This is a genomic window from Arenibacter algicola (genome assembly GCF_018860365.1).
Classification (GTDB): domain Bacteria; phylum Bacteroidota; class Bacteroidia; order Flavobacteriales; family Flavobacteriaceae; genus Arenibacter; species Arenibacter algicola_B.
In genome coordinates this window covers 1,099,936-1,118,774 of sequence record NZ_JAHKPO010000003.1, presented here as the reverse complement: position 1 = coordinate 1,118,774, position 18,839 = coordinate 1,099,936, and the positions used below count along the sequence as shown (strand labels likewise).

General features: G+C 38.8%; 18 protein-coding genes. 6 read left to right on the top strand and 12 right to left on the bottom strand.

Annotated elements, in window-relative coordinates; translation table 11 throughout:
- Positions 1 to 82 precede the first annotated feature (82 nt).
- The gene (locus tag KO529_RS06210; RefSeq protein ID WP_215947023.1) at positions 83 to 451 is read left to right on the top strand and encodes a DUF1456 family protein; all 369 of its coding nucleotides are present in this window, start codon (positions 83 to 85) and stop codon (positions 449 to 451) included.
- 127 nt (positions 452 to 578) lie between these two features.
- On the opposite strand, the gene sucC is transcribed toward KO529_RS06210, so the two are convergent.
- Positions 579 to 1,772: an ADP-forming succinate--CoA ligase subunit beta gene (sucC, locus tag KO529_RS06205; RefSeq protein ID WP_031443424.1), complete on the bottom strand. Its 1,194-nt coding sequence runs from the start codon at positions 1,770 to 1,772 to the stop codon at positions 579 to 581.
- A 195-nt stretch (positions 1,773 to 1,967) separates the two neighbouring features.
- Entirely contained in the window at positions 1,968 to 2,606 is a 639-nt protein-coding gene (locus KO529_RS06200) for an LON peptidase substrate-binding domain-containing protein (RefSeq protein WP_215947022.1), read from the bottom strand.
- Between the two features lie 158 nt (positions 2,607 to 2,764).
- Here KO529_RS06200 and lysA point away from each other — a divergent pair, with 158 nt between their 5' ends.
- Both lysA and KO529_RS06190 read left to right on the top strand, forming a co-directional pair.
- Positions 2,765 to 4,006 carry a diaminopimelate decarboxylase gene (gene lysA / locus KO529_RS06195; protein WP_215947021.1) on the top strand — a complete coding sequence of 414 codons (1,242 nt, stop codon included), beginning with the start codon at positions 2,765 to 2,767 and terminating at the stop codon, positions 4,004 to 4,006.
- A 54-nt stretch (positions 4,007 to 4,060) separates the two neighbouring features.
- Positions 4,061 to 4,600 carry a DUF255 domain-containing protein gene (locus tag KO529_RS06190; protein WP_215947020.1) on the top strand — a complete coding sequence of 180 codons (540 nt, stop codon included), beginning with the start codon at positions 4,061 to 4,063 and terminating at the stop codon, positions 4,598 to 4,600.
- Positions 4,601 to 4,696: 96 nt separating this feature from the next.
- Here KO529_RS06190 and guaB read toward each other — a convergent pair whose 3' ends face one another.
- From guaB to KO529_RS06160, 6 genes are all read right to left on the bottom strand, one after another.
- On the bottom strand, positions 4,697 to 6,169 hold the full coding sequence (gene guaB / locus KO529_RS06185; RefSeq protein ID WP_215947019.1) for an IMP dehydrogenase: 1,473 nt from the start codon (positions 6,167 to 6,169) through the stop codon (positions 4,697 to 4,699).
- Positions 6,170 to 6,234: 65 nt separating this feature from the next.
- A complete protein-coding gene (locus KO529_RS06180; RefSeq protein WP_215947018.1) occupies positions 6,235 to 6,735 on the bottom strand; it encodes a hypothetical protein in 501 nt (166 codons plus the stop codon).
- Positions 6,735 to 7,271 (bottom strand): FMN-binding protein, encoded by a 537-nt coding sequence (locus KO529_RS06175; protein ID WP_215947017.1) that lies wholly within the window; start codon positions 7,269 to 7,271, stop codon positions 6,735 to 6,737. Before KO529_RS06175 ends, KO529_RS06180 begins: the two co-directional genes overlap by 1 nt.
- A gap of 84 nt (positions 7,272 to 7,355) precedes the next feature.
- Entirely contained in the window at positions 7,356 to 8,534 is a 1,179-nt protein-coding gene (locus KO529_RS06170) for a hypothetical protein (protein WP_215947016.1), read from the bottom strand.
- A gap of 157 nt (positions 8,535 to 8,691) precedes the next feature.
- Positions 8,692 to 9,558, bottom strand: coding sequence for a hydroxymethylglutaryl-CoA lyase (locus tag KO529_RS06165; RefSeq protein ID WP_215947015.1), 867 nt, complete (start codon positions 9,556 to 9,558; stop codon positions 8,692 to 8,694).
- Positions 9,559 to 9,588: 30 nt separating this feature from the next.
- Positions 9,589 to 10,215, bottom strand: coding sequence for a LysE family translocator (locus KO529_RS06160; RefSeq protein ID WP_215947014.1), 627 nt, complete (start codon positions 10,213 to 10,215; stop codon positions 9,589 to 9,591).
- 257 nt (positions 10,216 to 10,472) lie between these two features.
- On the opposite strand from KO529_RS06160, the gene KO529_RS06155 reads away from it, so the two are divergent.
- Positions 10,473 to 10,895 (top strand): Dabb family protein, encoded by a 423-nt coding sequence (locus KO529_RS06155; RefSeq protein ID WP_436835193.1) that lies wholly within the window; start codon positions 10,473 to 10,475, stop codon positions 10,893 to 10,895.
- A gap of 110 nt (positions 10,896 to 11,005) precedes the next feature.
- Here KO529_RS06155 and KO529_RS06150 read toward each other — a convergent pair whose 3' ends face one another.
- Both KO529_RS06150 and KO529_RS06145 read right to left on the bottom strand, forming a co-directional pair.
- Positions 11,006 to 12,049 carry a quinone-dependent dihydroorotate dehydrogenase gene (locus KO529_RS06150; RefSeq protein ID WP_215947013.1) on the bottom strand — a complete coding sequence of 348 codons (1,044 nt, stop codon included), beginning with the start codon at positions 12,047 to 12,049 and terminating at the stop codon, positions 11,006 to 11,008.
- Between the two features lie 81 nt (positions 12,050 to 12,130).
- Entirely contained in the window at positions 12,131 to 12,547 is a 417-nt protein-coding gene (locus tag KO529_RS06145; RefSeq protein WP_215947012.1) for a hypothetical protein, read from the bottom strand.
- Between the two features lie 241 nt (positions 12,548 to 12,788).
- Between KO529_RS06145 and pepT the strand changes: the two genes are divergently transcribed.
- Both pepT and KO529_RS06135 read left to right on the top strand, forming a co-directional pair.
- Positions 12,789 to 14,012, top strand: coding sequence for a peptidase T (gene pepT / locus KO529_RS06140; protein ID WP_215947011.1), 1,224 nt, complete (start codon positions 12,789 to 12,791; stop codon positions 14,010 to 14,012).
- Positions 14,013 to 14,071: 59 nt separating this feature from the next.
- Positions 14,072 to 14,668: a YdeI/OmpD-associated family protein gene (locus KO529_RS06135; RefSeq protein ID WP_215947010.1), complete on the top strand. Its 597-nt coding sequence runs from the start codon at positions 14,072 to 14,074 to the stop codon at positions 14,666 to 14,668.
- Between the two features lie 87 nt (positions 14,669 to 14,755).
- Here KO529_RS06135 and KO529_RS06130 read toward each other — a convergent pair whose 3' ends face one another.
- Both KO529_RS06130 and KO529_RS06125 read right to left on the bottom strand, forming a co-directional pair.
- Positions 14,756 to 16,333, bottom strand: a complete 1,578-nt coding sequence (locus tag KO529_RS06130; RefSeq protein ID WP_215947009.1) for an FG-GAP repeat domain-containing protein — start codon at positions 16,331 to 16,333, stop codon at positions 14,756 to 14,758.
- A 164-nt stretch (positions 16,334 to 16,497) separates the two neighbouring features.
- The gene (locus tag KO529_RS06125) at positions 16,498 to 18,315 is read right to left on the bottom strand and encodes an SLC13 family permease (protein WP_215947008.1); all 1,818 of its coding nucleotides are present in this window, start codon (positions 18,313 to 18,315) and stop codon (positions 16,498 to 16,500) included.
- Between the last annotated feature and the right edge of the window lie 524 nt (positions 18,316 to 18,839).

Here is an 18,839-nt window from a genome sequence, read left to right as displayed (position 1 = left end):
TCTTGTCTTCGGATGCAGGAAAGTAATTCCAAACTAGCTCCACATCCTATTTTTTGTAATATCTTGTGAAAAAATTTATTATATGACCAATAATGATGTTCTTAAAAAATTAAGGGTTGCCTTAAAATTGCGGGATGATGAAATTGTAGATATTTTAAAATTAGTCGATTTTAAAATTACCAAAAGCGAGTTGGGCGCTTTTTTCAGAAAGGAAGATCACCCCAACTATGTGGAATGTGGCGACCAAATTTTACGTAATTTTTTAAATGGCTTGGTAATCCATTATCGTGGCACAAGGGAGAATCCAAAAGACCCAAAACTATCGTTGCCCAAACCAAAAAAGGAACCCATTTTCAAAGGACATCAAAAACCAGGATTCAAGGAGCAACAAAAAAAGAAAATGGACCACGACATTAGTCCTGTAAAATACAAAAACAAAAAAAAGTCCTGATCCTTTAGAACTTTTCAAGATAACTTTCGGGTTTGTTTCAATTTCCTACAATATAAAACACCTTCAACAACAAAAAAAGGCAGTACTATTACAGCACTGCCTTTTCCTTTTTTATACTTAATTGGTACTATGCCAATACTTCCTTCACCTTATCTGCAGCTTCTTGAAACTGAACTGCGGAATGTACGGCCAAACCAGAATTATCAATAATTTCCTTGGCCAATTCAGCATTGGTACCCTGTAACCTTACAATAATAGGCACCTTTATGGCATCTCCCATATTTTTATAGGCATCCACTACTCCTTGCGCTACACGATCGCAACGAACAATACCACCAAAAATATTTATAAGGATACATTTAACAGCAGGATCCTTCAATATAATCCTGAAGGCTTCTTCTACCCTTTTGGCATCAGCAGTTCCCCCTACATCCAAAAAGTTGGCTGGCTCACCACCGGCCATTTTAATAAGATCCATTGTAGCCATTGCCAATCCAGCACCGTTCACCATACAACCAACATTTCCATCCAGATCAACGTAGTTAAGACCTACTGCCCTTGCTTCTACCTCTATTGGATTCTCCTCTAGCAAATCTCGCATTTCAGCATATTGCTTTCTTCTATAAAGTGCATTGTCATCAATGGACACCTTGGCATCCACTGCCATAATCTTATCGTCAGAAGTCTTAAGAACTGGATTTATTTCGAATAGACTTGCATCGCTCTCCACATAAGCCTTGTATAAACTAGTGACAAACTTGGTCATTTCCTTAAAAGCCGTTCCCGACAACCCTAGGTTAAAAGCTATTTTCCTTGCCTGAAAAGGCAATAGCCCAGTGGCCGGGTTTATTTCCTCGGTAAAAATAAGGTGAGGCGTTTTCTCCGCAACCTCCTCTATATCCATTCCACCTTCGGTAGAATACATGATCATATTTCTTCCAGCTGCCCTGTTCAATAAAACGGACATATAGAATTCGCTGGTTTCACTGTCTCCAGGATAATAAACATCCTCGGCAACCAAAACTTTATGCACTTTTTTACCTTCCGCCGAAGTTTGCGGAGTAACTAAATTCATACCAATGATAGATCCAGCAATATCTTCTACCTCGCGCAAATTCTTCGCCAATTTAACTCCTCCTCCTTTTCCTCGTCCACCTGCGTGCACCTGGGCTTTAATTACATGCCAACCGGTCCCGGTTTCCTGAGTCAATTGTTTGGCAGCATCTACTGCTTCCTTGGCATTATAAGCCACTAAACCGCGTTGAATGCGTACTCCAAAGCTCGCTAAAATCTCTTTTCCTTGATATTCGTGAAGGTTCATAAATTGAAGGTTCTATTTGTTCAGTTGCAAAAATAGGAAACACAGCGGATTTACCCTAATTAAATAAAACAGAAAAATACTTAGTGCCATGGACAAAGAAATTAGATAAGCTTTTAGATCAAAATCAACAAACTATCAAAACTAGGTTTTTTGGAAGATAACACCATATAGTAAGCCAAACCTTTCGGTTTCATTCTAAATTTTGAAATCCTTAAAATCTATAGGGTCGAAATTTTTAAAATGTCCGTTCATCCCTATCATTTCCTTAGATTGGTTTACCTGTTTTAATACTTGTATAGTATTTGTTAAATGAGCTTTAACAAACAATAAGCGCTCACTTTTATAGGTCATTTTCAGGAGTTTGTATTCCTGTGAAAGAGAAAGACCTATTTTATGTATCAGTTGATAAATATCAAAATTCTCTGCCGTAAGCCCCAGAATGGATACATCCATTAGACCATAAAGCTCAACGATAAGGCTAAGGACATTTTCTTTTAAGGTTGTAACACTGTCATCGTAATAGGGCAAAAACTCCACCTCGCCCGCCGCGTACAATTTGCCGTCCATGACTTTTTGGAAAGTATTTATTTTAAAGGTACGCTGGCCAACACAAACAATATCCATTTCTCCAGAGTCATAAGTTTTTATTATTTCCTTCAATTCCAATTCTGCTCCATAAGCTATTTCCCCATCAACATAAGCAGGAACCCCAAAATTAATAGCTGATTCCCTGACATCCATTATCAATTGTTTGTAGCGTTCTTCAAAAATATGAAGGGCAACCATTTCGCCAGGAAAAAAAACGGACGGTAAAGGAAACAGGGGTAGCAACATAAATTTCTTGTTTAAAATTACAACGGACTCATTAAAACTCAAACCCGGACAATCCTACTATTGTTACATAAATAACAATATGTTACATTTTTCAACTATTGCTATATATTTTTGCTCAAAATCAATAAGTAGTCTAAATTTGCATAAAATTTTGAACAATGCGAAACACTGACTTATTAAAGATAGCAAAAACTTATGGTGACCCAGTCTATGTATATGATTCTGAAAAAATAATATCCCAGTTTCATAGATTGACCAATGCATTTAAAGACGTAAAGAAATTACAATTAAATTACGCCACAAAGGCACTTTCAAATATTGCAATATTAAAATTGATGAACAGTTTGGGAAGCGGCCTGGATACGGTTTCCATACAAGAAGTTCAATTGGGGCTCATGGCTGGTTTTGAACCTAGCTCCATTATATTTACTCCAAATGGGGTGTCCTTGGAAGAGATTGAAGAGGCAGCGAAATTAGGAGTACGAATCAACATTGACAACCTATCCATTTTGGAACAGTTTGGCAGCAAGCATCCGGATATTCCTGTTTGTATTAGAATAAATCCACACGTAATGGCCGGAGGAAATTCTAAAATCTCTGTAGGTCATATTGATTCAAAGTTTGGCATCAGCATACACCAAATACCTCATTTACTGCGCATCGTTAATCTTACGAACATGAAGGTAAATGGGATACACATGCATACGGGAAGTGATATTTTGGATATAGATGTATTCCTTTACGCTTCCGAAATTCTTTTTGAAACTGCCAAGAATTTCCAAGATCTTGAGTTTATAGACTTCGGAAGTGGATTTAAAGTTCCTTACAAAGAAGGGGACATTGAAACCAATATTGAGGAATTGGGCAAAAAATTAGGACAACGTTTCAACTCTTTTTGCAAAGAATATGGCAGGGAATTGACCTTGGCTTTTGAGCCAGGCAAATTTTTGGTAAGTGAAGCCGGTTTCTTCCTAGCAAAAGTTAATGTGGTAAAACAAACCACTTCAACCGTTTTTGCCAGTGTCGATTCTGGATTCAACCATCTTATACGCCCCATGTTTTATGGCGCCATCCACAGCATTGAGAATATCTCCAATCCGGAAGGACGTGAACGCTATTATTCCGTGGTAGGTTATATTTGTGAGACCGATACTTTTGCAAGCAACAAGCGCATCAGCGAGATTTCAGAAGGCGACATTCTATGCTTTAAAAATGCAGGTGCCTACTGTTTCACAATGGCCAGCAATTATAACTCAAGATTTAGACCTCCAGAGGTTTTATGGCATAAAGGAAAAGCAATTCTAATAAGGGAAAGGGAAACTTTTGACGATCTTATCAAAAACCAGATCGATGTCCAGGACTTATTCACGACTGTTAAAGAAAAGGCAATAGCAAAATAAAATTGCTGAATTTTCGTTAGTTTTGATGTTGTTGTAGGACTAATCCCTTAAAATATGGTCGTGAAATTAGTTTCCAAATCATTTTACAAAATAGCTGTTCTTTTTTGTCTAGCCATTTTACCCTTTGGTAGCATGGCACAGGAAGTTAAATGGCTAAGTTGGGATGAAGCGGCCAAATTGGCTGAAACGGAGAAAAATCCAAAGAAAATTTTTATTGATGTCTATACCGATTGGTGTGGATGGTGCAAAAAAATGGACAAGGATACCTTTCAGAATGAAGAAGTTGCCGAATACATGTCCAAAAACTATTATATGGTGAAGTTGGATGGAGAAGGCAAGGAACCCATTGTTTTCAAAGGCAAAACCTTCAAATTTGTTCCTTCAGGCAGAAATGGCTATCACGAATTTGCGGCAGCACTGATGCAGGGTAAAATGAGTTATCCCACGACAATATTCTTGGATGAAAAGATGAATATGCTTTCTCCCGTTCCGGGGTATCAAAAACCGGAACCTTTCCTGAAAATAGCCAAATATTTTGGTGACAATATTCACAAGGAGAAAGATTGGAATACCTACGATAGCGAAAGCAAATAGTAGAATTGACATTATATTTATAAGACATAATGAAGAATAAAAAAAGCCGGTAAACCGGCTTTTTTATTTATCTAAATGTATCATTACAATACCTGCTTATCTACTATAGTTAGGTGATTCCTTGGTAATGGTTACGTCATGTGGATGGCTCTCATTGATTCCACTTGCAGTAATCTTAACAAATTTCCCAGTCTCTTTTAGCGTTTCTATATCCTTGGCACCGCAATATCCCATCCCGGCACGAAGACCACCAATAAACTGATGGATACTCTCATAAAGATCGCCTTTATAGGGTACACGACCTACGATTCCTTCCGGTACCAATTTTTTGATATCATCTTCCACATCCTGGAAATATCTATCCTTACTACCTTGTTTCATGGCCTCTACAGAACCCATCCCTCTATAGGATTTAAATTTACGTCCTTCGTAGATAATCGTTTCGCCTGGTGATTCTTTTGTTCCAGCTAACAAAGAGCCCAACATTACCGTATCGGCCCCTGCGGCAATGGCCTTGGGAATATCCCCCGTATAACGGATTCCACCATCGGCGATAACTGGTACCCCACTGCCCTTAATAGCCGCAGCCACTTCCAATACCGCTGAAAATTGAGGAAAACCAACCCCTGCAACCACACGGGTGGTACAGATAGAACCGGGACCTATTCCGACTTTCACAGCATCGGCTCCCGCATCTACCAAATACTTCGCAGCTTCTGCAGTAGCTATATTACCTACAATAACTTCCAAATCTGGGAATCTCTTTTTAACTTCCTTTAAAACAGTCACTACACCTTTGGTATGCCCATGTGCAGTATCGATTACCACAGCATCTACCCCTGCATTGACCAAAGCTTCTGCCCTATCCACAGCATCACCGGTAACCCCTAAAGCTGCGGCAACCCGTAATCTTCCGTACTGATCCTTATTGGCTATAGGCTTTTGGGTTAGTTTTGTAATATCCCTAAAGGTAATCAACCCAACAAGCTTGTAGTCCTTGTCGACAACTGGTAATTTTTCAATTTTATTCTCCTGCAAAATATCCTCCGCCTGCTCCAAGGAAGTCCCCTCGCTTACAGTAACTAGATTTTTGGAGGTCATAACCTCGGAAATGGGACGATCATTATTTTTTTCAAAACGAAGATCCCTATTGGTCACGATTCCTATCAATTTGCCTTCATCATCTACAATGGGTATTCCACCAATGCTAAATTCCTTCATGTTCGCTTTTGCATCCCTTACCTTAGAATTTAAAGGCAGGGTAACAGGGTCTATGATCATACCACTTTCGGCTCGTTTTACCTTGCGTACCTTCAGCGCTTGCTGTTCTATGGTCATGTTCTTATGCAAAACACCTATTCCACCTTCCTGGGCAATGGCAATGGCCATACGGGATTCCGTTACGGTATCCATAGCTGCAGAAACGATGGGAACATTGATCGTAATGTTTCTAGTAAATTTTGTTTGAATATTGACTTCCCTAGGAAGTACTTCTGAAAAAGCTGGAACCAAAAGTACGTCATCGTACGTAAGACCTTCTCCAACAATTTTATTTAGGTGAGCTTGCATAGCAATTAAAGATTAATTGCGTGCAAATATACTACATTTAAAGGAACTGATGAATAGTTATTGTGTTAATTGACTGTTACCGTTTTCTTACACAATTGATAAATCACCAAGAGCGCAGCAATACTATAGGTCAAGGTCATTAAAATTCCGGAAAGGATAACCACATATTTCATCCAAAGTAGCCCCGACCACATTAAATAAATGCCCCCAAAAGTTAAAATCACGGATAAAAAAGGTTCAATGGTCAGGAACATTTTAAGCTTGTGAGGAAGTTTGGCAAGCCATACCAGACCACCAAGTAGAAAAAAAATGAGCGACATGGAAAGTATATGGGTATGTATTATGGTAAGCATCTCCCGTTCCCCTTTTTTAAACTTCATTACCTCGGCCTCTTCATCGTCCTCATTTCCCATATAATTTTCCACAATTCCTTCGGGCGAGGAAGTACTGGTTTCCGAAACAAACAAGAGACCTGTATAAAAGCCAATACTCAATACAAGAACAAAGGTGGCAACAAACCATTTTATTCCCTTGGGCAGTGCCAATAATAGACCATCATACCCCATTAAAGCATCTTTTTTTCTTGAAGAATTCCAACCGTTTGCAATAGGTTGTCCATGGAGGTAGTCATGGATCTTACCGAAATCGTTGCCCCAGAAATACCATCTATGTTGGTTTCATGGCTAACCCTATCTTTTCCCGTTTTTCCAATAAACTGTTCCAACCACCTTTTACTTCCAATTTCTCCACCATATTCCTCACGATATATCAAGACCTTGGAGTGGATGATTTCCAGATTGGGATTAAAGATGACCAAATAGTCGAACTGAGCCGTTTTACTGGCTGCCTGATCTACAAAGGCGTACCCTAACAGGTTATTGCCCTCTTTTATTTGAAAGAAATTATCAGTGGTAATCTTGGTTGGAAGCTTTTCGTTTACTGCTTTTGAAACAGTAATTGGCACAAAGGAATAATTCGTGGTATCAAATACCTTTTCTACTTCCTTATCCATTTTCTTTTGAACATTTTTCGGGATTCCAAACCCAAAAAATACCATAGAAAATATAACTAAAACAACCGTTATCCGTTTTCTAAAATTCATGCCCCAAATATACTAATTTAGAATCATTTTTAATAATAATTAAGATATTTAGGGCCATGAATTAGTAATTTCCATTTTTCTGGATTAGAACCAAACCCCTATTCCAAAATTCAATACATTTTGCAGATCACTATTGTCCACTGCGTCCGACTTAAATTGATAATCCCCTTTCAATACCACCCCAGGAGCTAAATGATAGGTAAGACCTGTTGTTACATCGGTTTTGTTGTATGCATTGTTCCTTACCAAGGCACCCGCTGTATCGGCATGGGTATCATATTTCTCGTATCTGGCAAAGGCAAACAATTTTTGCTCATTACCAGCTGGCAAAAGATTATAGGCACCTTCCACATACCATCCCTGTAGCGCGCTACCTAAATTACTACCGGTTAAGGCGTTGTAATCCTCAGTATCGGAAAGGGAAGCATATATAAATTGCCCTCTTGCGGTAAAATTCCCATAAGCATATCTTGCATCCAAACCAACCATTGAAATTCCAATGTTTGCTCCGGTAAGCTCCTCTACATCATCGGCTGCCTGTGTTTTTCCGAAATACCCAGAAAGTCCCAAACGCAGACCAGGGACTCCGTAATAATCCAATTTAGCTGAAAGGGTTGGGCTATCAATAGTAGATTTGATACCTTTTTGTCTTCCACCCCTTAATCCACTGGAACCTTGCAAAAATCCATTGATTCCACCTTCGCCATCGGCCTCCGTAGATTTAAATCCGTTGAATAAATACGCTTGATAGCCTAAGGATAGATCATTCACCCTACCAAAGACACCAACTCCAAGTTCCCTCCAGGTAGTGGGCACTATAACATTGTCCATGGCCGGACGCTCTGTTCCATTAAAAGTTGTGGGTTCATGGTATTCATTAACGATTCCCATCGGCACCAACATTAATCCACCTCTTAGATTAACACTATTTCCAAGGTTGTAGTTAACAAAAGCCTGCTCAATGTATACCTCCTCAACATGCTCAAATTCAATTTCAGTAACAAACTGGGCCCTATCATTGAATCTATATCCCAAAAGCAATACCAACCTTTGAACGTCTATCTCTCCATTGTCACCTTCTGGCTGATTGTAAAGCATTTCCCCATAGGCACCTACAGTAACGGCGGACGCATAATTACCTGAAAGCAAACGCTGGGCGGCATTCAATTGTTTTTGTGGATCCAAGGTAATGGAATCATTGGCAGTCTGCGCGAATACTCCTGTTGCAACGAGTAAACCGAATAGTAACGAAATTCTTTTCATTATTTTATTGTTCTTATTTAGATTGGATAAATATAATTTTCGGGTGCAAATATAATATCAAGAACCAAACCGGCAAACTTAATTTAAACTAAATCTAAATAAACTTAAAAATTTAACAAAACGCGAAGTAATATTGAAATCGACCAGCCTAATTATTTCAATGATATGAAGAAAACAGATCCGATGCCTTATTGAATGCAGCTTCAAAAGCCATCCAATTAACATTGGTGTCGGCCTTTACAGCGGTAAAATAGGATAGCATCTTTTCTGTGGGCATATTTCCAGTTAGCTCATCCTTTGCCATAGGACACCCCCCGAAACCTTGCACCGCACCATCAAACCTACGACAGCCAGCCTTATAGGCAGCATCAACTTTTTCGTGCCATTTAGATGGAGTGGTATGAAGATGGGCACCAAATTCAATTTCAGGGAATTTTGGAATCAGGTTAGAAAATAAGTAGTCGATTACTTCCGGGGTGGAAGAACCCACGGTATCGGAAAGCGACAATATTTTTACTCCCATCCCTGCCAGTCTTGTTGTCCATTCACCTACTATCTCAACATTCCAAGGATCCCCATATGGGTTACCGAACCCCATAGAGATATAGGTCACTACTTCCTTGCCTGAGTCATTCGCTATTCTCAAAATCTCTTCCAAAGTAGCTACTGATTCAGCAATTGTTTTATGGGTATTCCGCATTTGAAAATTCTCCGATATGGAAAAAGGATATCCCAAATAATCAATGGAACCATGTTGGGAGGCATCCATTGCCCCTCTGACATTGGCAACAATAGCCAATAACTTACTAGTAGTCTTGGACAGGTCCAATTGGGAAAGAACCTCAGCCGTATCCACCATTTGTGGAATAGCCCTGGGCGAAACAAAACTCCCAAAATCTATGGTATCGAAACCACAATTCAAAAGGGATTGAATGTACCTTACCTTATTTTCTGTGGGAATAAAGGTTTTGATACCTTGCATGGCATCTCTTGGACATTCTATTATTTTAATGGTATTGGACATTCCCCTGCTTAAGCTTTATCAAAATTAATATTATTTATCAGATATTAACAGATAAACAGCAATACCAACAAAAACAAAAATCTGAAGCCATTTCAAGACTTTTCCCAATTGCCCGTGCTCATTTATATATTTCGAAATGGTTCCAGAAAGGATGGCTATAGCACTAAAAATAGTAAAAGAGACCAATATAAATATCCCTGCAAGTACATAGAATTGAACAACAATATTTATATAATTACTAAACAAAAACCCGGGAAAGAAGGCCAAGAAAAAAATAGTAACCTTAGGATTAAGAACATTCATTATAAATCCTTGCTTATATAGGGCACCCAATGATTTCTTATTTACCCCACTATTCGATACTTCCAGATGATCGCTACTCTTGAAAACCTTATAGGCCAAATAGACAAGATAAATGGCTCCAAACAATTTTATTACAAAAAACAAATTTGGGTTTTGCTTAATTATAGCGGAAACGCCAAATGCCAATAAGGTTGCATGTACCAAACAACCGGTCATTAATCCCGCAACGGTTGCTATGCCGTATTTCTTTCCATTGGTAATACTCTGGATAAGCACAAAAATATTGTCCGGCCCTGGAGAAATGGCCAATGCGGCCGTGGCCAATACGAATGTCAATAATATATCGTAATTCAAATCCCGGTAATTTGTATGGTGAACAAAGGTCGGAAATTAGCAATTAATTGTCGCTTTTTCTATAAATAATGGCATTAAACAAAAGTGCAGGTCTTAGCTCCCTTCTAGGCACCGATACCAAGGGCACATTCGTAGGGCTATTGTATTGCATTTGGCCTAAGGCTTCTGAAATAGGTTTGACGAATAAAGCTTGATAAATATTATATCAACGAACAACCCTTATCCATCTTTTTTATATCTTCCACAAAAATTTATATATGAAACCAGTTTTTTATACCGTAAGCCTTTTGGCCGCAATACTATTGATGAGTTACAACATCCCAAACACTAATAATTTGAACAAGGATTTAACAATGGAAAATTCCAAAAAACAGGACAGCGTATTGCGCCATGTAGTACTTTTTAAGTTTAAAGCCAATACCTCCAAAGAGGACATTGCAAAAGTAGAGGCCGCTTTTAGCGCCTTACCTTCCAAAATACCACAAATAGTGGGTTACGAATGGGGAATTAACAACAGTCCTGAAGGATTGAACAAAGGATTAACACATTGTTTTTTCCTCACTTTCAATAGCGAAGAGGATAGGGCCATATATCTTCCACATCCGGATCATAAGGCTTTTGGAGCGGTATTGACCCCACATTTGGAAGATGTTACCGTAGTGGATTATTGGACTAAATAATTAAAGGTTTTAAGGGATAAGAATTATCAACCTTGCCTAAGAAAAAGCAGGCTTACCCAGCATTGGGACAAGCCTGCTTTTTATTTGCAAAATAAAACTGTTTATCCCTTTCAGTTCTTAATTCTACTCACAATAGCCTTGTTGATTCTCTTTATAAGTGACGGGCCTTCATAGATAAACCCGGTATATAATTGGACCAAATCGGCCCCGGCGTCCAATTTTTCAAGGGCATCTTCGGCAGAATGGATTCCACCGACACCGATAATAGGAAACGCCTTATTGCTTTTTTGTGCCAAAAACCGGATTACTTCCGTACTTCTTTTGGTAAGAGGTCTACCGCTTAAACCACCTGTTTCTTCTTTTAACAAAACATCGGATTTCAAATTATCGCGGGCAATAGTCGTGTTGGTCGCAATTACCCCATCTATGTTCGTATCCTTGACAATGCCTATAATGTCCAGCAACTGGTCATCCGTTAGATCTGGGGCAATTTTCAAAAGAATGGGTTTTTCCTTCCCAGCCTTTTCTTTTGCCAATTTGCTATTTTCCTTTTTCAATTCCTTCAGCAAGGCCGTCAAAGGTTGCCTATCCTGAAGTTCCCTTAGGCCGGGAGTATTTGGTGAGCTAACATTTACAACAAAATAATCCACATGATCGAAAAGCGCATCAAAACATATTAAATAATCCTTTGCTGCAAGTTCGTTGGGCGTCACCTTGTTCTTCCCTATATTGCCCCCAATCAATACCCTATGACTTTTTTTAAGATTTTCAACAGCATCGAACACCCCCTTATTATTAAACCCCATTCTATTGACGATGGCCTGATCTTTCTTTAAGCGAAACAAGCGCTTTTTCGGATTTCCATCCTGAGGTTTGGGAGTCAAGGTTCCTATTTCAATAAATCCAAATCCAAAATCGGATAATTCATTGTACAACTTGGCATCCTTGTCAAAGCCTGCCGCCAATCCCACCGGATTTTTAAATTTCAACCCAAACAATTCACGTTCCAAACGAGGGTCGTTGACCGAATACATGGCCCTAAATATCCCAGCAAATCCTATACTGGATAAAAAACGAATTGTTCTAAAAGTAAAATGGTGAACTCTTTCTGGATCGAATTGAAAAAGGATGGGGCGGATTAGCTGCTTATACATTTAAACTATTTTCCGCAAAAATACAAACTACCCGTGCTAAACTATCCTAAACACGCTCTTTTTATTAACATTTACTACAACTTATTCCCTTACCACCACCAAAGGTTGCCGCGATACTTCCTGACAAAGTGTAACATACCTTTGGTATTGCTTTTCATTAAAAAGTGCTAAAAGTTTAAGGTCGTATTTTTTAAAAACCTGCTTCATTCGCTCCTCCAGAACCTTATACTTCGCTCCCAATGCCGTTAAATCCTCAGGGGTACTTTGCGGGTGATTTTCAAATAGATTTTTCCGCTCTTCATCCAACAAGCGGGTTTCTATTTCCAGTGCCGCCTTAAACTCCTCCAAATTGGTTATCTGCTCTTCTTTTAGCTGAAATATTTGTATAATAGTATCCGATTCCGTTGCGCCAATGGCCAAACTACATTCTTGTTGTGCCTGTACGGATATCACAAATCCGACAATAAAGATCAAGGTGGAAAAAACTTTTTTACACATAGGTTTTTGTGCTAATTTAAAATACAAATATAAAGTAATAATATAACCACTTGCTTCTCACCAAAAGTTATCTTTCCACATTAATCCATCAATAGTATATTAAAATTCACATTATACACTAGGTTCTCGGGCTACGTCACATTACCTCCAGAGCCACGGCTGCCAATACTATACAATACAGTTGACACAACAGGCCCAAATAAAAAATAATAAACTGTATTTTTGATTAAAATTTAGTTTTATGCAACACATAATAGACCGGTTTATAAGTTATATTACCGTAGATACCCAAAGCGATCCTAACTCCGCCACTACCCCCAGTACTGAAAAGCAATGGACACTTGCCCATAAATTAGTGGAGGAACTTAAGCAAATAGGAATGCAGGATGTAGTTATCGATGACAAAGCTTACATTATGGCGACTTTGCCCAGTAATTTGGAAAAGCAAGTGCCTACTATTGGATTTATATCCCATTTTGATACTTCTCCAGATTTTACCGCCACCGAGGTAAAGCCCCAAATAATCAAAAATTATGATGGTGGGGATATTGTCCTGAACAAAGCGGAAAATATTATTCTCTCTCCCAGTTATTTTGATGACCTATTGCAATACAAGGGCAATACCCTTATCACTACAGATGGCACCACTTTGTTAGGTGCAGATGATAAGGCCGGAATAACAGAGATTATTACGGCCATGGAGTATTTAATACAACATCCGGAAATTAAACATGGTAAAATTAGGGTAGGTTTTACCCCAGATGAAGAAATTGGCCGCGGGGCACACCATTTTGATGTTGCTGCATTTGGTGCTGATTGGGCCTACACTATGGACGGCAGCCAAATTGGGGAATTGGAGTATGAAAACTTTAATGCGGCAGGTGCCAAAATAACGATAAAAGGAAAAAGTGTACATCCCGGTTATGCCAAAGGTAAAATGGTAAATGCCATTTTGATTGCCAACGATTTTATTTCCCAATTACCAGGACATGAAGTCCCGCAAAAAACTACGGGCCGGGAAGGTTTCTTTCACGTGCACCATATTAAAGGGGAAATTGAGCTTGCCGAAATTGAACTGATCATAAGGGATCATGACCTAAAAAAATTCGAACAGCGCAAAGAGCTTTTACAATATATCACGGAGAATTTGAATGCGGAATACGGGGATTTCGTAAAGCTTGATATCAAAGACCAATATTTTAATATGCGCGAAAAAATTGAACCTGTAATGCATATTGTTGATATCGCCAAAGAGGCCATGGAGAGCTTAAATATTAAACCATTAATTAAACCCATACGCGGCGGCACCGACGGTTCGCAATTAAGTTATATGGGCTTGCCTTGTCCCAATATTTTTGCAGGCGGACATAATTTTCATGGAAAATATGAGTATGTACCTGTAGAAAGCATGGAGAAAGCGGTTGATGTTATCGTAAAAATTTGCGAACTTACAGCTAAAAGATAGCCCTAAAAGTTATAAGCCCATTCAAGGGCAACGATATACATTTCATTTGGCAGGAAAAAATGAATCCACAAAAAAAGATCGAAGCCTATTATGCAAAGGAACAGCCCTTTAAGGATGGTATTGGACTTTTGCGGGAATTGGCCCTTAAAACTGAATTTATTGAAACTTACAAATGGGGTATCCCAGTATACACTATAGACAATAAGAATGTTCTTGGTATTTTGGCCTTTAAACATCATTTCGGAATATGGTTCTATAATGGTGTCTTTTTAAAAGACCCAAAAAAAGTGCTGGAAAATGCACAAGAGGGCAAAACAAAGGCCATGAGGCACTGGAAATTCAGCACTAAGGAGGATATTGATGAAGCCGCGGTTTTATCCTATTTTCATGAAGCCATCAGCAACCAAAAGAAGGGACTTACCCTTGCGTCTGAAAAAAACAAGCCAATTTTGATGCCTCCCTTGTTAAAAAAAGCACTTAACAATAATCAGGCCTTAAAACTTAATTATGAAAGTCTAACCCCATATAAACAAAGGGAATATTGCGAGTATATTTCTGAAGCCAAACAGGAAAAGACCAAGGAGTCCCGCCTAGAGAAATGTATTTCCCTTTTGGAAAAAGGTTTGGGGCTGCACGATAAATATAGGAAAGGGTAGTCAGTAGTCAGTAGTCAGTAGTCAGTAGTCAGTAGTCAAAAAAATAAATGGAATTGGATATTCCAATTCTGTCCTGAGGTAATTGATTTATTTCGTGGTATTTTCCAATACTATTATTGACGGTCCGTTGGATAGCCATTTTTGGCCCAGACCGGTCGTATCCCCTAATGGAAGAAAATACACAAAAGATCCTAGAGCCAAGTCAATATCCCCATCTGCATCCATATCCTCCGCATCCATTACGATCCAACGTCCTCTGAACGACTCCGGAAAGGAGTAATCCTCAAACTTCATATCACCTTTATTTTCCAGGTAGACAAAACTCTCCTCCGGAGAACCCATATAATCAGGAAAAAATGAAATTGCTGCAATATCCAGATCTCCATCCAAATCATAATCTCTTGGCATAGCTTTATAAGCCCCGTTTAAATGGTAGAAAAAAGATTGCTCAAAATTTAAATTCCCATCGTTCAGAAATACATAAATACCGTGATAGTCCTTTAATATGGGGGTTTTATCTGCGTTATCCCCACAGACATATAAAATATCATCGAAGCCATCTCCATTAAAATCTACCAACTCTATATATTGGGAACCATTAAGAGGAAGAAAAGAAAGCAATCTTTTGGAGGAAAACGTGCCATCTCCCTGGTTTTGATAGTACACAACTCCTTCATCCCCTTGGGCCATAAGCACAAAAATATCTTGGAGACCATCCCCATTGGCATCCTTTATCACCGCGGTAATGGCACCCGACCTGTTGTCCAACATCCTCATCGTGTATTTATCACCCCCATTATTCTCATACCAAACCAATTTTCCGGTTTCATTGCCATATTCACAGGCAACTACATCTTCCAATCCATCGTTATTTAAATCCCCATAAGCCATATTAACCGGCCTTTGCAAATTGGGGATCACCTCATTGGAAGTGTATGAATCCGTTGTTCCCTTGGTAAATATTTTTTGTAAAGCCCCATCCGACACGTCATTGGGAAAAATATTTTTCCCTGCAGTTGTCAAATAAATAGTATCGTACCTTTCGTAATAATGGACAGGTGCCATTTTTAGACCAAGTACAAAATCCTTTTCAAGATCTTTGGTGAGGAACGTTAAGCTATTTATATTTCGTTTACTATCCGCAAATACCACTCCCCTATTTTCGGGAAGAATTTTAACCATGGAAGTTAGGGCCGGAGTTTGGGAAAAAGCAGACTCCCTGTATTTAAAATGCTTAAGGCCCATTTTAATTTTATTGGCCCGTTTGGGGGCCAAAATGGTATCCGGTGCATTGTTAAGGTAATAATCCACTATTTTATTCCAGTCCGCTTGGGCGATAAGAGGTCTTTCCGGAAATATATTTGCTTTTTTAACCACTTCTCCGCTCCTTCCATTGTCAAAGAGACTATCTGGTCGTACATTTCCTTTATAAATTCCCAATCGATGCCCCATTGCAGGAAGTACGTCGTTTTGCCAACTGGACTTCGGCAACAGATCCGGTTTAACAAAGAGATGGCAACTGGCACAATGAATTTCTGCCAATTGGTTTCCCGAGAGATTAGTGGCGGGTATTTCCTTGAATTCCGACTCTTGCAATTCCTTTTTGTTTCCGGAACAGGAGAATAGCAATCCTAAAAGGAGGGTCAGCGAAAAAAAATTCTTCATGCAATATTATATAAATAAAGGAATTCGATAAAAAATTTCCTCCTGATAGGGCCTAATCTACGAAGATACTGCCGAATTTTCAAGTATGCCATAAATAACCGATTTACAATGATTACTAAAAGAGCATATTTAAAAAAAGGAAACTCATTGTACAATAATAATAACTACGCCATCCGCACCAAAAGAAAGGTTGCCAAAATCCATAGGACAAGGCTTAAAATGCCCCCTATAATGAAAAAATGTTTGAATTTGTAGTTGCCTATTCCATAAATCAAGGTATTGGTCTGATAGCCTACCGGAGTAAAAAAGCTAAAATTGGCCGCAAACATTACAGCTAGGACAAATGGCTTAAAATCCATATTTAGTCCGCTTGCCAATGCCATCGATATTGGGGTCATAATAATTGCCGTGGCATTATTACTTACCACCCCGCTCATAACCATGGTGACGAAAAATAGACTCCCAATAATTATTATTTTTGACTGGCCTACCAACAGACCCAATAATTTTTCCGAAATCCACATATCTGCTCCCGTATTGTGCATGGCTATACCCAAAGGTATCATCCCTGCCAACAAAAAGAAAATTTGCCAATTTACCTTTTTATATACACTGTCCAAATTTAAGTTATTGGTGAGTAATAATACAGAAACCCCGGCCAGAGCACTAACCATGATGGATAGAACACCTGTAGCAGCTAGAACGACCACTAAACCAAGAACAGCCAGGGATAAAATTCTTCCGAATCGCGAATGGGTCTTAAGCGAATCAAACTCCTGTAAAAGCACTATATTTTCAATAGCCTCCAAAGATCTTATGTTTTGCCTACTTACATCTACTAGTAGACGATCACCTGCTTTCAGCACTAATTTATCCGAACTGCTCCTCACCAATCGTTCCTTAATATTTGTCAAGGTCTTGCGCTTCTTAATAGCAACAGGTACAATATCCTGTTGCATATAACCTCTTAGATTCCCCAAAGTCTTGCCCAAGAGTGCTGCGCCGGGAAGCATCAATAGTTCTACAAACACCCGTTCTTCCAATTTAGGAACCTTGTCTTCCCAAGTGGATTGATGATCGGCCCCCATCCAATAAATTTGTTCGTTAAGGCCCAAATTTTGAGAATCGTTCAATTTAGTGAGGTTTAATATGTTACACATTAATAGTAACTGATCATTTTCCTTTAGGGTGATATATTTTCCAGGTGAATTGTGAATCCTATTGTCCCTTATCAATTTCAGTATTGATATTTCCGGGTTGTTGTACAAAAATGTTTCCTCCAATCTTTTATTTACCAATTGCGAGCCGGATTTTATCCGGACACTTGTAATATAATCCGTAACGCTATAATCGTTCCCCAATTCCTTTTTCCCGCCCCAAGGCAGCCATTTTAACATTATGGTGAGGTAGACAATGGCCACGGCTAGAAAAATTAATCCTATAGTAGTAAATTCGAAAAAACTCAGGGCAGGTGCCCCCAGATTTTGTGCCACAGAGTTTACAATAAGGTTCGTGGAGGTACCCATTAATGTACAAGACCCCCCCAATATGCCTGCAAATGAAATAGGCAACAATAATTTAGATTTGGAAATATTGAATCGATCTGAGAGTTGGTTGATAATTTTAATAAAAACAATGACTACAGCCGTAGTACTAATGAAAGCAGAAATACTTGCGGTTACAATCATAAAAATAGGAGCTATTGCAAACAACGGGAGGGCTTTAATTTTACCCAATCCGGAGGTCAACCATGTAATAACCCCATTTTCCTCCATAGCTATGGCTAGAATCATCAAAGCCAAAACCGCTATAGTGGCACTATTGGAAAAACCGCTAACGGCCTCTTCCGGTTTCACAAGCCCCAACAAGGTTAATGAAACAATGATAAAAAAGGCAATTTTATCTACCGGAAAAACCTCCAGTGCAAACAAAATTATTGTAATGAACAAAACCAAAAACACCAATCCCATTTCCAATGTCATCCTACAACTATTATATTTCGAACCCCTTAAAATCTAATGGCAAATAACTTCAAAATATTCTGCCATCTCTTTTTGGCAGATGCCCATAACCTTACTGTAAACAACATTTAACAATAAATACATACCTAAAATAACAGCTCTGTTCTCTTACAAAAAAGATATTCCCAAGATGGTGTAAGATTGATGAAATTTAAATTTCATTGGATAAGGTCATAACTACTTTTTGACATTCCTCCATACATTTAACACAAGAATTTGCACAATCCTCACAGTGTTTATGATCATGTTGCGCGCACTGTTCTGCACACCATTGACATACTTTAGCGCAGAGGTTACAGTAATCCTTGGCATATGGGCTAGCTGCCATTAAAAATTGCAGTGCTGCCGAACAAGATTCAATACATAGGATACAACACAGGGGGCAGTCATTTTTACTTTCCATTCCTGACATATGAAGTAGACAATATTGACAATCGGCTATACATTTACGACAGGCTTCTATACAATCCAAATAAGGTGATTCC

What these genes read in the sequence shown, in the direction of transcription:
- KO529_RS06210 (WP_215947023.1), top strand. Translation starts at nt 83, where the DNA reads ATGACCAATAATGATGTTCTTAAAAAATTAAGGGTTGCCTTAAAATTG.
- sucC (WP_031443424.1), bottom strand. Translation starts at nt 1,772, where the DNA reads ATGAACCTTCACGAATATCAAGGAAAAGAGATTTTAGCGAGCTTTGGA.
- KO529_RS06200 (WP_215947022.1), bottom strand. Translation starts at nt 2,606, where the DNA reads ATGTTGCTACCCCTGTTTCCTTTACCGTCCGTTTTTTTTCCTGGCGAA.
- lysA (WP_215947021.1), top strand. Translation starts at nt 2,765, where the DNA reads ATGCGAAACACTGACTTATTAAAGATAGCAAAAACTTATGGTGACCCA.
- KO529_RS06190 (WP_215947020.1), top strand. Translation starts at nt 4,061, where the DNA reads ATGGTCGTGAAATTAGTTTCCAAATCATTTTACAAAATAGCTGTTCTT.
- guaB (WP_215947019.1), bottom strand. Translation starts at nt 6,169, where the DNA reads ATGCAAGCTCACCTAAATAAAATTGTTGGAGAAGGTCTTACGTACGAT.
- KO529_RS06180 (WP_215947018.1), bottom strand. Translation starts at nt 6,735, where the DNA reads ATGGGGTATGATGGTCTATTATTGGCACTGCCCAAGGGAATAAAATGG.
- KO529_RS06175 (WP_215947017.1), bottom strand. Translation starts at nt 7,271, where the DNA reads ATGAATTTTAGAAAACGGATAACGGTTGTTTTAGTTATATTTTCTATG.
- KO529_RS06170 (WP_215947016.1), bottom strand. Translation starts at nt 8,534, where the DNA reads ATGAAAAGAATTTCGTTACTATTCGGTTTACTCGTTGCAACAGGAGTA.
- KO529_RS06165 (WP_215947015.1), bottom strand. Translation starts at nt 9,558, where the DNA reads ATGTCCAATACCATTAAAATAATAGAATGTCCAAGAGATGCCATGCAA.
- KO529_RS06155 (WP_436835193.1), top strand. Translation starts at nt 10,473, where the DNA reads ATGAAACCAGTTTTTTATACCGTAAGCCTTTTGGCCGCAATACTATTG.
- KO529_RS06150 (WP_215947013.1), bottom strand. Translation starts at nt 12,049, where the DNA reads ATGTATAAGCAGCTAATCCGCCCCATCCTTTTTCAATTCGATCCAGAA.
- KO529_RS06145 (WP_215947012.1), bottom strand. Translation starts at nt 12,547, where the DNA reads ATGTGTAAAAAAGTTTTTTCCACCTTGATCTTTATTGTCGGATTTGTG.
- pepT (WP_215947011.1), top strand. Translation starts at nt 12,789, where the DNA reads ATGCAACACATAATAGACCGGTTTATAAGTTATATTACCGTAGATACC.
- KO529_RS06135 (WP_215947010.1), top strand. Translation starts at nt 14,072, where the DNA reads ATGAATCCACAAAAAAAGATCGAAGCCTATTATGCAAAGGAACAGCCC.
- KO529_RS06130 (WP_215947009.1), bottom strand. Translation starts at nt 16,333, where the DNA reads ATGAAGAATTTTTTTTCGCTGACCCTCCTTTTAGGATTGCTATTCTCC.
- KO529_RS06125 (WP_215947008.1), bottom strand. Translation starts at nt 18,315, where the DNA reads ATGACATTGGAAATGGGATTGGTGTTTTTGGTTTTGTTCATTACAATA.